We start from the raw sequence: 13380 nt of genomic DNA, 5'->3' as shown, positions 1-13380 counted from the left end.
AGAGGGAAAGAAAATATGACTAAAAAAACAAATGAGATTACAAAATGCCTGTTTCCAGCGGCAGGATATGGGACAAGGTTTTTGCCAGCAACAAAAGCGATGCCAAAAGAGATGTTGCCAATATTGACAAAACCATTAATCCAATATGGTGTAGAAGAAGCGATGGAAGCAGGATGTAATGTAATGGCAACAATTACAGGACGAGGTAAAAGAGCAATTACAGATCACTTTGATATTTCATATGAATTAGAGCACCAAATAAAAGGAAGTTCAAAAGAATCACTTTTAAAAGATATTAGAAAGATTATAGAGACATGTACCTTTACATATACAAGACAAAATGAGATGAAAGGTTTAGGAGATGCAATATATAAAGGGAAAGTATTAGTAGGAGATAATAATCCCTTTGCAGTAATATTAGCAGATGACCTTTGTGTAAATGAAAAAGGTGATGGTATTTTAAAACAAATGGTAGATTTGTATAATAAATATAAATGTTGTATCGTAGCTTGTATGGAAGTACCAAAAGAAGATGTACATAAATATGGAGTAATAGAAGGAAAACCAATGGAAGATGGAGTATATATGGTATCAAATATGGTAGAAAAACCAGATACAGATAAAGCACCATCTAATCTAGCAGTAATAGGAAGATATATCTTAACACCAGAGGTTTTTGAAGTAATAGAGAATACGAAACCAGGGAAAAATGGAGAGTTGCAAATAACAGATTCATTGTGTGAACAAGCAAAAAAAGGTATGGTATTAGCATATAAGTTCAAAGGAAGAAGATTTGACTGTGGTTCTGTAGAAGGATTTGTGGAAGCTACTAATTATTTTTATGAATTGGATAAAAAACAGAAAAAATAATAATCTAATTGTAACACTTATAAAGTATAATATAGAAAAAATATAAAGAAGTATACAATGAACACTAAAGACAACTTATGCGATTTTATTTTATTTGGAGGGCATGGTGATTTAGCTTTTAGAAAGCTAATGCCGGCCCTTTTTCATTTATGCAAAGATAAGTATCTTGCTAGCGATAGTAGAATTATTACTGTTTCTAGAAGAGATATGAACAATTTTCAACATATTGAATTAGTAAAAGAAAAACTAATAGAGTTTTTACCAAAAAAAAGTTTTACTGAAGAGGACTTTGATAGATTCAAAAAAAAGTTACATATAGTAACTATTGATTTTTGTACGAATGAAGGTTATGATAAATTAAAAGAGATACTTGATGAACATCCTGAAAGAGATAGAGTAAACTATTTATCTACTTCACCAAACTATTTTGGTGGAATCTGTAAGTTCTTATCTCATAATAAATTGATTACAGAAAACTCAAGGGTTGTTTTAGAAAAACCACTTGGAAGAGACTTAGAATCATCTCAAGCAATCAACAAAACAGTTTTAAAATATTTTGAAGAGGACCAAATCTACAGAATTGATCACTATTTAGGTAAAGATACAGTTCAAAATATTATGGCTCTTAGGTTTTCAAATAGATTATTTGTACATCTTTGGAGTTCAAACCATATTGACCATGTTCAAATTACAGTAGCTGAAAGTGTTGGAGCTGAAGGAAGATGGGGATATTATGATGAATATGGTGCAATGAGAGATATGATTCAAAACCATTTATTACAATTATTATGTCTAATTGCAATGGAACCACCTTGTTCCCTTGATGCAAATGATATTAGGGATGAAAAAGTTAAAGTTTTAAAAACATTAAGACCAATCTCTCCCCATGAAATAGCTACAAAAACTGTAAGGGCTCAATATACTGCGGGTTCTTCAATGGGAGAATCAGTTCCAGGATATTTAGATGGCGATATTAAAGAGAGTAATACTGAAACCTATGCTGCTGTAAGAGTTGATATAGATAACTGGAGATGGAATGGAGTTCCTTTTTATATTAGAAGTGGAAAGAGGATGCAAAAAAGAAATTCAGAGGTTGTAATACAGTTTAAAACTATGCCTCACTCAATCTTTGAAAAAAACAATCATTCTCCACTTGTTGATAATAAACTAGTGATTAAATTACAACCAGAAGAATCAATTGAATTAAGACTTATGAATAAAATTCCAGGTCTTAGTGAAACTATGCAATTACAAGAAGTAAATCTTGAACTTAATGCTCCCCATACCCATAAAAGAAAATCAGATGCCTATGAGAGACTTATTTTAGATGTAATTAGAGCAAATGCAACACTATTTATGAGATTAGATGAAGTTGAAGCTGCATGGAGGTGGGCTGACCCTATTTTAGAAGGTTGGGAACAAAATTTAGTTCCTATGAAAAGATACACAGCAGGAACAGATGGTCCAACTGCTGCAGTTCAAATGATTGCCCACGATGGAAGAAGTTGGAACGATGACTAATTTAAAAAAATTTAAAAATAAAGAGGAACTTTTAGAGGAATTAAGTTCAGATATAGTTGAACTTTTACAAGATGAGATTGAAGAGAAAGGGAAAGCTAGTTTATTAGTATCTGGTGGCTCTACACCAAAACCACTTTTTCAAAAACTTTCAAATATAGATATTCCTTGGGAAAAGGTAATAATTTCCCTTGTTGATGATAGATGGTTAGAACCAACACATAAAGACAGTAATGAACTACTTGTAAAAGAGAATTTAATGCAAAACTTTGCTTCAAAGGCAAAATTTGTAGGAATGTTCATTGAGGGGAAAACTGCTTATGAAAGTGATGAAGATTGTTCCTTAACTTATGAAGATAATGTATTCCCTTTTGATGTTATTATTTTAGGTATGGGAGGTGACTCTCACACAGCATCACTTTTCCCAGAAAATGAAAAATTAAAAGAAGCATATGATTTAAAAAATGAAAATTTATGTATTTCTATAAAGCCGGACACTGCACCATACGATAGAATGAGTTTAACTCTAGGTGCAATTTTAAGTGCTAAAAATATCATTCTTCATATAGAAGGGGAAGAAAAACTTAAAGTATATGAAGAAGCTTTAAACTCAAAGGATATTTTTAAAACTCCAATTAGTGCTGTTTTAAACAATGAAAGATTAATAGAGGTTTATCACGCATGAATGAAATAATAAAAAACGTAACACAGAATATAATAAATCGTTCTAAAAAAAGTAGAAAAATCTACTTAGATAGAGTACAAAAAGCAAAAAAACAAACAGTTAATAGAAAAACTTTAGGTTGTAGCAATTTTGCCCATGCAATAGCACCTATGAATAGTGAAGAGAAAAATGTTATGACTAGTGAAACTGCACCAAATATGGCAATCATCACCGCATACAATGATATGCTTTCAGCCCATGAACCATATTCAGTTTATCCATCACTTCTAAAAAGAGAACTTCTAAAAAATGGGGCAACTGCACAAGTTGCCGGTGGAGTTCCTGCAATGTGTGATGGGGTTACTCAATCTCAACCAGGAATGGAGTTGTCTTTATTCTCTAGGGATAATATTGCAATGGGAACAGCTATTGGTATGAGTCATAATGTTTATGATGGTGCTTTTTATTTGGGAGTTTGTGACAAGATTGTTCCAGGATTGTTAATTGGGGCTTTACAATTTGGTCATTTGCCTTCAATATTTGTTCCAGCAGGACCAATGCCTTCAGGTATTTCAAATTCTCAAAAAGCAAAGGTTAGACAAGAGTTTGCCCAAGGAAAAGTTGATAAAAAAGCTTTACTTGAAGTTGAATCTAAATCATATCATAGTAGTGGTACTTGTACTTTTTATGGTACAGCAAATTCAAATCAAATGCTTTTAGAGATGATGGGATTACAACTTCCAAACTCCTCTTTTGTAAATACAAACACTCCCCTTCGTGATGCCCTTACTAGAAAAGCCGCTCAGACTTTAGTTGAGTTAAAAAAAGAGGGTAAAGTTATTGGTGAAATGATAGATGAAAAATCTTTTGTAAATGCCATCATTGGACTTATGGCAACGGGAGGTTCTTCAAATCATACAATCCATTTAATAGCTATGGCAAAAGCTGCAGGTATTGTTTTAACATGGGATGATTTTGATGAACTTTCAAAAGTTATTCCTCTTTTATGTAAGATGTATCCAAATGGAAGTGCCGATGTAAATCATTTTAGAGATGCAGGTGGAATGTCCGTAGTTATCTCTCAACTTATTGATGCAGGACTTGTACATAAAGATGTGGAAACAGTAGTTGGTTTTGGTTTAGAAAATTTTGTTGTTGAACCAAGATTGGATGGAAATGAAGTTGTTTTTGAAGAGGGAGCAAGAGTTTCAAGGGATAAAGATATTATCTCAACTGTGCAAAAACCATTTTTTAGTGAGGGTGGAATTAAACTTCTTAAAGGAAATGTGGGAAGAAGTGTTATTAAAACTTCAGCGTTAAAAGATGAGCATATGATAATAGAAGCACCAGCTATTGTTTTTAATTCTCAAGAGGAACTTCAAATTGCTTTTAAAGCTGGAGAACTTGAAAAAGATTTTATAGCAGTTGTACGTTATCAAGGTCCAAAATCAAATGGCATGCCTGAACTTCATGGTCTTATGCCTCCACTTGGAAGTTTACAAGATAGAGGTTTTAAAGTTGCAATATTAACAGATGGAAGAATGTCAGGGGCTTCGGGAAAAGTACCTTCGGCTATTCATCTAACACCAGAAGCTAGTGATGGAGGTGTTATTGCAAAAATTAATACAGGTGATTTAATCAAGTTTGATGTGGAAAATGGTGAAGTTAGTCTAATTGTTGACTCAGTTGAACTTGAAAATAGAGAGATTGAATTACCTGATGTAAGTTCAAATGTTCATGGCTTTGGTAGGGAATTGTTTTCTACTATTAGAGCAAATGTTGGTAGTGCAGAAAATGGTGCTACAATTTTTGATTTAGTTGGGGAGGAGAGAGCCTAATGGAAGCAAAAGATATAATGGGTATTTCCCCAATAGTTCCAGTAATCGCTATAGATGATGAAAAAGATGCCCTTCCTCTTGCACGTGCTTTAAGTGCAGGTGGTGTAAATGTGATGGAGATTACCCTAAGAACTCCTGCTGGATTAAAAGCAGTGGAGATTATTAGTAAAGAGATGCCTTCTATGAATGTAGGAACAGGTACGGTTTGTAATGAAGAAGATATCATTGCTTCAAAAAAAGCTGGAGCAAAATTTGCTTTTTCCCCTGGAATTTCACAAGAGTTAATAGATGCAGCAAAAAAACATGAGATAACTTTAATCCCAGGTGTTGCAACAGCAAGTGAAGTGATGTTAGCCCAAAATAATGGAATTTTTTATTGTAAACTTTTCCCTGCAACTATTGCAGGTGGAGTAGATATTCTAAAAGCTTTTAGTGGTCCATTTTCAAAAATGAATTTTTGTCCAACAGGTGGAGTAAAATTAGAAAATTTAAATGAATTTTTAAATTTGAAAAATGTTATGTGTGCTGGTGGAACTTGGTTTGTTCCAAAAGATGCGATAACTAATAATGATTTTGATAAAATAACAAAACTATGTATTGAAGCGTTGGATTCAATAGACTAAAAGGGTGTAATGATGGGGAGAAGAGAGGATTTATTCGCTGAGTTAAAATCAATTAAAAATGAATTAGAAAAAATAACTTTAAAGGGATTATTTAAAGAAAACCCAAAACGATTTGAAGAGTTTTCTGTTTCATTGGAAAATATGACTTTAGATTATTCAAAAATCAATATAAATAAAGATGCTATCTCAAAACTTTTTGAAGTTGCAAAAGAGTGTAAAGTAGAAGAAAAAAGAGATGCTATGTTTAGTGGTGAAAAAATAAATATCACTGAAAATAGAGCAGTTCTTCACACTGCACTTAGAAACAAATCTGATAATCAAATTTTTGTAGATGGAAAAGATGTAATACCTGATATAAAAGAGGTTTTACAAAATATGAAAGAGTTTGCCACTTCTATAAGAGATGGGAAAATTCTATCTTCAACAAATGAAGAATTTACAGATATCATTAATATTGGAATTGGTGGTTCTCATTTAGGTCCAGAAATGGTTTCTCAAGCATTAACTCCATATTGTGATGGTCCAAAAGTACATTTTGTTTCAAATATTGATTCATCACATTTAAGTGATACTATAAAAGATTTAAACCCAGCAACTACACTTGTTATTGTTGCTTCTAAAACGTTTACTACTATTGAAACTATGACAAATGCAAAATCAGCAAAAAAATGGTTTCAAGAAAGTTTAGGTGAAAAAGAAGCAAATCTACATTTCGCAGCATTATCAACAGCCTTAGAAAAAACAAAAGAGTTTGGAATAAGTGATGACAGAGTATTTGGCTTTTGGGATTGGGTTGGAGGAAGATATTCAATTTGGTCTGCTATTGGTCTAAGTGTTATGATAGCAATAGGAGCAGATAGTTTTGATGAGTTTTTAGAGGGTGCATTTATTATGGATGAACATTTTAAGACAGCCCCAATAGAAAAAAATATGCCAATGCTTTTAGGCTTAATTGGTATTTGGCATAGAAATATTTGTGACTATGATACAAGGGCAATCTTACCTTATGACCAAAGACTAAGATCTTTTGCAATGTATGTTCAACAGCTTGATATGGAGAGTAATGGAAAAAGAGTAACTTTAAGTGGGGAAGAATTAAAAATAAAATCTGGGCCAATTGTTTGGGGAGAACCAGGAACAAATTCTCAACACTCATTTTTTCAGCTTTTACATCAAGGTAAAGATATCATCCCATGTGAATTTATGCTTGCAGTAAACAATCATGAAAATGGTATGGATATACATAATGACTTACTTATGGCAAACTGTTTAGCTCAAAGTCAGGCTATGATGAATGGAAGAGATATTGATGAAGTAAGAACTATATTAAAAGATTCAGGACTATGTGAAGAAAAGATTGAAGAATTAGCTCCTCACAAAGTTTTTGAAGGTAATAGACCATCTTCTACATTGATTTATAAAAAATTAGACCCTAAAACTTTAGGTAAAATTATTGCCCTTTATGAGCATAGAGTTTTTGTAGAGGGAGCAATTTGGGATGTAGGTTCTTTTGATCAATGGGGAGTAGAACTTGGAAAAGAGCTTGCTACAAAAATGGTTTCATATATTCAAGATGATTCAAAAGATACTAAATTACTTGATTCTTCAAGTAAAGGTTTATTAGATACAATAAAACTATGGAATAAAAATAAAAAAGGATAGAAAGAGATTTTAGAGATTTTAAAATAGTCTCTAAAATTTATTTATAAACTGTATGAATTGGTTCAATAACACTATATAAAAAGATATCATTTTTAAATACTGTTTTTGAAATAATTCCTACAAGTTTATTATCTTGAAATACTCCTCCTCCACTATTTGAAGGTATTGCTAAACAATTACTTCTTATCTCGGTTTTTTTATTCAAATCAGCTAAATCTAGTGATTGGGTTATGGCACTAATACCAACTTTCTCTTCATAAAATTTACAATCTTTTTCTTTGATTAATACATTGTAAAACATACCTTCTTTTGACATTGAATAGTATTTGAAAGTACCAGATTTATTTAAATCTAGCTTATTGGTTTCAAGTTTAGAGATTGTATTAGTTTTTATATAACTTAAGTCATTTTTTATATGCATTGAATTTTCTATATTACAATGTTTTGCTGTGTATATTTTATCTTCTGCATGTATACCATTACATTTTTCAAATTTTATAAAATATATATAATCAGTGTTAAATTTAGGGATAGATTGTTGAGTATAAATATATTTAGGAATTTGTTCTAGATTTGAATTTGGATAGATATAATTAGGAATTAATTCTTCTATATAGCCATTGATTTTTTTGATATTATTATCCATCGCTTCTAATGTAAATTCACTTTTTGGGTTTTCTTTCAAAGAGTCTTTGAATTTTAATAAGCAATTTTTTGTTGATTTTAAATAGATATACATTAATTTAGTATTGTCACTAAATTTTTTTGCCTTTGAATATTTTTCTATACAGGTATTCCATGAAACAGCAAAAAGAACATTTGTAAGTAGAATAAAAAATGTAATACCCTTTAATATAAAATTCATAATATAGAATTATACCATATAATATAACTTTTATATTATTGTGTTGTATAAAAAATAGAAATCTAGAAAATCTTTTTATATTTTTTTATTTGTATAGTAATTTTCATAAAGCTTCAATATGTAATATAAAAATATGCATTGACATTACTTTATTCTTGAAGTATAATTTCGAATAAGGAGAGCATATGGATAGGGTGTATGTTGCATTATTTCTAGTAATTATTGGGGTGTCTGGATTATTTGGTTTTAAAGCTTATTTTGATGAAAAAACAGCTTCACTTGAAGTTAATGCTATTGCTAAAATAGATAAATTTATGGAAGAAAATCCAACAGCAGCTGGAAAATAAAATTTTAAAATTATCATTTAATATCATGGTGGTGTCCGGAATAAAAGAGGTCTAGTTTAAGGGCTTTAAAGAGGGTCATTATATAAGTACCCCTAAATATACCCCTATTTTATATTATCTTAGATGACTTCATCAACAAGTTCTTTTGATATATCTTCAATTACATCAATTAACGGAAATCCCTTACTCATTCCATTCTCTTTGTCTATAAAAATCGTAAATATTCATTTGTTCAATTTCTTCTCTAGCATTAGTGACCTCTTTTGCAATAGGACACGAAGGATCAGGATTAGGAGTAAAAATACCACTGTTATCTTTTAAATAATCATAGTTATATTTTTGAATAATACTTTTAATTTTTAAGGGAAGATTATTATATCTTTCTTCTCTATTCTTTTCAAGTTGGGGACGATTAATTTGATATCGATAAGGATCAAATTCTTTTTGTATGAGTAACTTAGTCTTATATAGTTTATATAATTTATTATATTTGTCTTTAAAGGAATCATTACTTTTATAGTACTTAATTTTATTTAACTTATGTTTAATTCCTATTATCTCTAAATCTAGTTCCATTAACTCTTTTTTATCCATTCGAAATTATATCATAATATATTATATTTTACTTTCCATCCAACCTACTATTTTTTCTTCCTCCCAAACAGTAATTCTAGGACTTAATTTAATTGGTTTAGGAAATTTATTTTCTTTTACCCACAACCATATTGTACTTTTTGCCAATCCCGTCCTATCCATGACACTAGTTATTCTTAAAAACTTGCTCATTTCTTATCCTTTTAATATTGTTAATGTTGATTTATTATTATTTGGTATTTTTTTATGCTTTAATTTATCTTTTAAAGAATCTATTTCATCAATAAGATGTGAAATAAGTTTTAAATTGTTAATAATTTTTTTATTCATCTTATAATCTTTATATAAACGGCACGTCATAGCTTACTTCATCGGGAACACTAAATTGTAGAGGAACGTGTGCTACCGCCCTCTGGTTGGTAAAAGGTTTAGTCTCTGTATAAATATTTAGATCTTCGATAAAGTTTGACATTGAGTTATAGCCATCTGTTACTATTGCAGTATGTGTATATTCTTCTTTGGTCCATATATCACAAACTTGTCTTTTTTCAAATGTTGCTTTTTTAACTGTATTTCCAAACATACCTCTTTTTATCATTTCATTTTTTACAACTCCAAAATGAACTAAATCAAGTTCATTAATTGGCTTATCATCTAATATTCTATAGTAGTGTGAAAGTTGATAATTACTAAGTAAACTAGGTACTACAGGCATTAAAACAAACTTTTGTAAACTCTCATTAAATGCATATTTTTCAAAATCAGAGACTATAGCTAATAGTGGTTTTTTCTTATCTTTTTTTGTATATTTTAATGTAAAGGTATCTTTTGTTTTTATTCTTGAATTAAGTATTAAATCTGTGTTCTTTTGCCATACAGTAATGTCCTCTACTTCTCCAGTCTCATAATTAAATTTCATGTATGAATAAGTAGTATCATCAAATAATCTATGTATTTCATTATTTCTAATAAGTTGTGTTATTTTTAAATAGTCATTTGAATGTTTTTTAAAGAAGTGTCTAATCTTTCTATAAATAGTAATTGGAGCTAAAGTTCTCGAGCATAGAAATCTTCTAATATTATGTTTAATATACCAATAAGATGCGTACTGCGTACTATCATCATTTTCATTTTTAAAAGTCTTTGTCACATACTTCATAATATAAGCAACAGCACCACCTGCAGAGTTATACCATGTGTATTTAAAATCAATAGATTTTTTATTATTTCCCCATCTTTTCGTGTCTGTAAAGTATTCTTTGTATCTTTTCTTAACTGGTAAAATGTATCCTGCCGGAAGAAATAACATAGCATGTAAATGAGGAACACCACTCTTATGAGGTTCATATACTCTAAAATAAATTAGTCCATGTCCTAAATCTTTTTTCATTTTTCTAAATATTTGTAATGATGTAAATTTATTAAAAATTTGAGTTAAAGCCTTTGCAGTCTCATTTGGATTTATTTTTAATTCTCCATTAACATTCAATTTATGATACTTACTTGGAGCAGTAAGAGTAATAAATACAGGCTTTAAGTTTAAATCTTTTGCATATTCAAATATTGATTTGATTCTATTGTTCATTTCTGCAAAGTATTTCTTTGGATTTAGATTTGCACTATATGTAAAATCTAAAGCAGATTTTGTATTGTCTCCAAAGTCAAAATGTCTACTTAATAGATACTTCTTTTGAAGTTCTATTTTAGTATCTATGATTTGAATATCTTGTCTTGTTATACCGTACATTTTTATCCTTTCTTTTACTGACGTAACTTTTTTAAAAGTAATCAAGACCATTTCTAAGAGTGACCTCCGTCACTCTTAGAAAGTGGTTTATTTTGTCTGCGACGCTTTATCTTTTAATTCTAATAAAACAGTCAAATTTGAAGTTTTTATATCTTCATACTCATTTTTAAATAGCCACCCTATATAAGGGATATCACTTAAAAATGGTGTCTTAAAATCATCATTGTATGTTTCTGTTTGATTAATTCCATTTAGTATGAACGTTTCACCTACATTTAAAGATACATACTGTTTAAAATGCCTTTTTGATGTAACTGGAGTATCTGATTTATCTAATATATTTTCTATAGTTAAACTAAGATCTAAAAAGGCTTGATTCTTATTGATTATTGGTAATACTTCAAGCTTTAAACCTACATCTTTATAATCAATTGATGTTGTAGTTTTTGTAATATTATCATTAGATATTGTTTGACCTGTTTTAAATGGTATATTTTTTACTACTTCAAAAACAGTTTTTTTACCATCAAAAATTGATACAGTAGGACTTGACAGAATATCAGTAATATTTTTACTATTCATGAATTTAATATATGATGTAAAATTACTTCTTTTTAAGTCTGGTAATATATTTGTTGATGAAAAAGGGAAAGCAAGGAAATTAAAGAATAAAGAACTATTTTCACTTGAAGCAATATTTAAATTATTCTCAAATCCATACTCTTTTAATTTTGTAAGATTAGTATCTAATATTGTGATTTTTAATTTCTTTTGGTTAGGAATAAAATCATATTCATTAAATAAATTTACAAGTTGATTAAATTCTGTAGCCGTACAGTCAATAAAAATTGATTTTAAAGATTTTACATAATTGTATTTATAATTATATATACTCATCAAACCTTTAATATCAGCTTCATTTAGATAATGAAATCTATAACTAAAGACTTTATTTTTAATTGATGTTTTAACAGTTCTTTTTGTTATATAGTAATGATTTTTATAGTATTTTAGAATCATATTTTCTTTTTTTAAGATAGTCTCTAAAATATCAAAATATATAGATTCTTCTAATTTAGAAGAAAGATAAATACTATAGTTTTTATCAATATTGTTATCAATTATAATTGAGATATTTTTTTGTTTAGAAACTATTTTAATATATTCTGTTAATGGAATATCCACAAACTCTGAACTAAAAACAGTACTAACAATTAATAAAATTAATAGAATTGATTTTTTCATACCGTACCCCTTATATTAGAAATTGATTTTAATATCATCTAAATTTTTTTGATTTTTTTTAATTTTTGGTAAAACAAAGAATTTTTTTAATGATTCATCATTTGTAGAAATATATAAATGCGATAGTTTATATTTTTTGTTTGCAATCAAAGAGTATTTACTTAATACTTTTGAATTAGTTTCTTTTAAAAACTTCCTAAAATGTATTACTGAATAGTAATTATTAAAGATAAAATATCCCTCTCTACTATCAAAAACAACTTTTAAAACATATTTATCAAAGTTTTTAATATCTGTATTATTTTGAACTCTTTGAAAATTTTGATTTGTTGGTATATTTGAAATCTTTTCTAATTTTTGAGTTTCAATATTTAAAGTATCTTCTTTTTTATCTGTATTTTCAAAAAAATTAAATGATAAAAGAAGATTATAAAATAAGACCCCTGCAATTAAAAGGCCAATGAAAACAATAAGAATAAACTTTTTAACTATTGATTTTTGTTTAGAAGTATTTCCACTTGTATATAAGTCAAATACTTCTTTTCTTGTTTTAATAGAGGATTTATTAAATAAATCATTTTTTCTCATTGCAAAAGAAGCATAGTGTTTATATGTAAGAGTATTTGAGAATAGTTTTTTACTCCTTGGTTGAGCTTCGATAAATATCTCAGGAATAGCTCTATATTTTGAATTAATAAGACCTTTATTCTGAGTAAGCAAATCTATTTCATGATGTAAGTGTCTATGATAAGTTAGCCAATAAATTTTAACTCTATCTTGATTACTTAAAAAGTCGTGGCACTCATCAAAAACAATAAGGCAGTTAAAGTAACCTTTTTCTTTTGAGTGTTTAATCAAATGTTCATCTACATTATCACTATTTTTATAAAGATCATATAATGAAAATGATTGTTCTAAATATTTGTAAAATTCATCTATATTTAATTTTTTTAGTTCAATACCATTCTGAGGAAACTTATCTAATTTTATACCATTAATATTTGTATATATAACCTCAATATTTTTTGATAAGTCATGATTTTTTGACATGATATTATATATTTTATCAATCTCATAATATGATTTACCACTTCCGGGAAATCCAGTTATAAAGGTAACCATAATTAAGACCTTACAAATGCTAAAATTTGTTTAGCTATAAAACCTGCAATTAAAAAATTAAATACAACTTTTAAAGCATTTAAAAATCCAAGATATGAAGCAAGTGTTAATATTTGTGAAGCATTAACTAAAGTGTTTGAAGCTTTACCTAAAAAGAAATCAACTGTATAAGATACAACAGCGAAAAAGAAAGAAAAAATAACCATTTTTTGTAAGAATGGATTTTTAGTAATAAAACCAAGAGCTGATAATACAGCAGAAATAATAGCAGATATAGCAGGCATT

Annotated in this window: 15 protein-coding genes; 7 read left to right on the top strand and 8 right to left on the bottom strand. The window is 28.6% G+C overall.

What is annotated here, in order from left to right:
* Positions 1 to 15 precede the first annotated feature (15 nt).
* From galU to pgi, 6 genes are read left to right on the top strand one after another with little or no spacing between them, the layout of a single operon-like run.
* Positions 16 to 870: a UTP--glucose-1-phosphate uridylyltransferase GalU gene (gene galU / locus FDK22_RS11995; RefSeq protein ID WP_138153213.1), complete on the top strand. Its 855-nt coding sequence runs from the start codon at positions 16 to 18 to the stop codon at positions 868 to 870.
* Positions 871 to 927: 57 nt separating this feature from the next.
* Complete coding sequence (gene zwf / locus FDK22_RS11990) at positions 928 to 2391, top strand: glucose-6-phosphate dehydrogenase (RefSeq protein WP_138153212.1); 1464 nt, start codon at positions 928 to 930, stop codon at positions 2389 to 2391.
* Entirely contained in the window at positions 2384 to 3073 is a 690-nt protein-coding gene (gene pgl, locus FDK22_RS11985; protein ID WP_171012987.1) for a 6-phosphogluconolactonase, read from the top strand. Before zwf ends, pgl begins: the two co-directional genes overlap by 8 nt.
* Positions 3070 to 4890: a phosphogluconate dehydratase gene (gene edd / locus FDK22_RS11980; protein ID WP_138153210.1), complete on the top strand. Its 1821-nt coding sequence runs from the start codon at positions 3070 to 3072 to the stop codon at positions 4888 to 4890. Before pgl ends, edd begins: the two co-directional genes overlap by 4 nt.
* Positions 4890 to 5513 (top strand): bifunctional 4-hydroxy-2-oxoglutarate aldolase/2-dehydro-3-deoxy-phosphogluconate aldolase, encoded by a 624-nt coding sequence (gene eda, locus FDK22_RS11975; RefSeq protein WP_138153209.1) that lies wholly within the window; start codon positions 4890 to 4892, stop codon positions 5511 to 5513. Before edd ends, eda begins: the two co-directional genes overlap by 1 nt.
* A gap of 12 nt (positions 5514 to 5525) precedes the next feature.
* Positions 5526 to 7175, top strand: a complete 1650-nt coding sequence (gene pgi, locus FDK22_RS11970; RefSeq protein ID WP_138153208.1) for a glucose-6-phosphate isomerase — start codon at positions 5526 to 5528, stop codon at positions 7173 to 7175.
* 37 nt (positions 7176 to 7212) lie between these two features.
* Here the strand turns inward: pgi and FDK22_RS11965 are convergent, their stop codons facing one another.
* A complete protein-coding gene (locus FDK22_RS11965) occupies positions 7213 to 8040 on the bottom strand; it encodes a hypothetical protein (protein ID WP_138153207.1) in 828 nt (275 codons plus the stop codon).
* A gap of 185 nt (positions 8041 to 8225) precedes the next feature.
* Between FDK22_RS11965 and FDK22_RS15760 the strand changes: the two genes are divergently transcribed.
* A complete protein-coding gene (locus FDK22_RS15760) occupies positions 8226 to 8387 on the top strand; it encodes a hypothetical protein (protein WP_171012986.1) in 162 nt (53 codons plus the stop codon).
* 183 nt (positions 8388 to 8570) lie between these two features.
* Here FDK22_RS15760 and FDK22_RS11960 read toward each other — a convergent pair whose 3' ends face one another.
* The 7 genes from FDK22_RS11960 to FDK22_RS11935 all read right to left on the bottom strand — a co-directional run bounded on the left by FDK22_RS11960 (position 8571) and on the right by FDK22_RS11935 (position 13379).
* Positions 8571 to 8981, bottom strand: coding sequence for a hypothetical protein (locus tag FDK22_RS11960; RefSeq protein WP_138153206.1), 411 nt, complete (start codon positions 8979 to 8981; stop codon positions 8571 to 8573).
* A gap of 21 nt (positions 8982 to 9002) precedes the next feature.
* Complete coding sequence (locus FDK22_RS11955) at positions 9003 to 9173, bottom strand: helix-turn-helix transcriptional regulator (RefSeq protein ID WP_138153205.1); 171 nt, start codon at positions 9171 to 9173, stop codon at positions 9003 to 9005.
* Positions 9174 to 9176: 3 nt separating this feature from the next.
* Positions 9177 to 9311: a hypothetical protein gene (locus FDK22_RS15915; protein ID WP_276309182.1), complete on the bottom strand. Its 135-nt coding sequence runs from the start codon at positions 9309 to 9311 to the stop codon at positions 9177 to 9179.
* 10 nt (positions 9312 to 9321) lie between these two features.
* Positions 9322 to 10728 (bottom strand): replication endonuclease, encoded by a 1407-nt coding sequence (locus tag FDK22_RS11950; protein WP_171012985.1) that lies wholly within the window; start codon positions 10726 to 10728, stop codon positions 9322 to 9324.
* 87 nt (positions 10729 to 10815) lie between these two features.
* A complete protein-coding gene (locus tag FDK22_RS11945) occupies positions 10816 to 11973 on the bottom strand; it encodes a type II secretion system protein GspD (RefSeq protein WP_138153203.1) in 1158 nt (385 codons plus the stop codon).
* Positions 11974 to 11988: 15 nt separating this feature from the next.
* Complete coding sequence (locus tag FDK22_RS11940; RefSeq protein WP_138153202.1) at positions 11989 to 13095, bottom strand: zonular occludens toxin domain-containing protein; 1107 nt, start codon at positions 13093 to 13095, stop codon at positions 11989 to 11991.
* Between the two features lie 2 nt (positions 13096 to 13097).
* Complete coding sequence (locus FDK22_RS11935; RefSeq protein WP_138153201.1) at positions 13098 to 13379, bottom strand: hypothetical protein; 282 nt, start codon at positions 13377 to 13379, stop codon at positions 13098 to 13100.
* Between the last annotated feature and the right edge of the window lies 1 nt (position 13380).

The organism is Arcobacter arenosus (genome assembly GCF_005771535.1).
GTDB lineage: Bacteria > Campylobacterota > Campylobacteria > Campylobacterales > Arcobacteraceae > Halarcobacter > Halarcobacter arenosus.
This window is presented reverse-complemented; position numbering and strand designations above follow the sequence as displayed.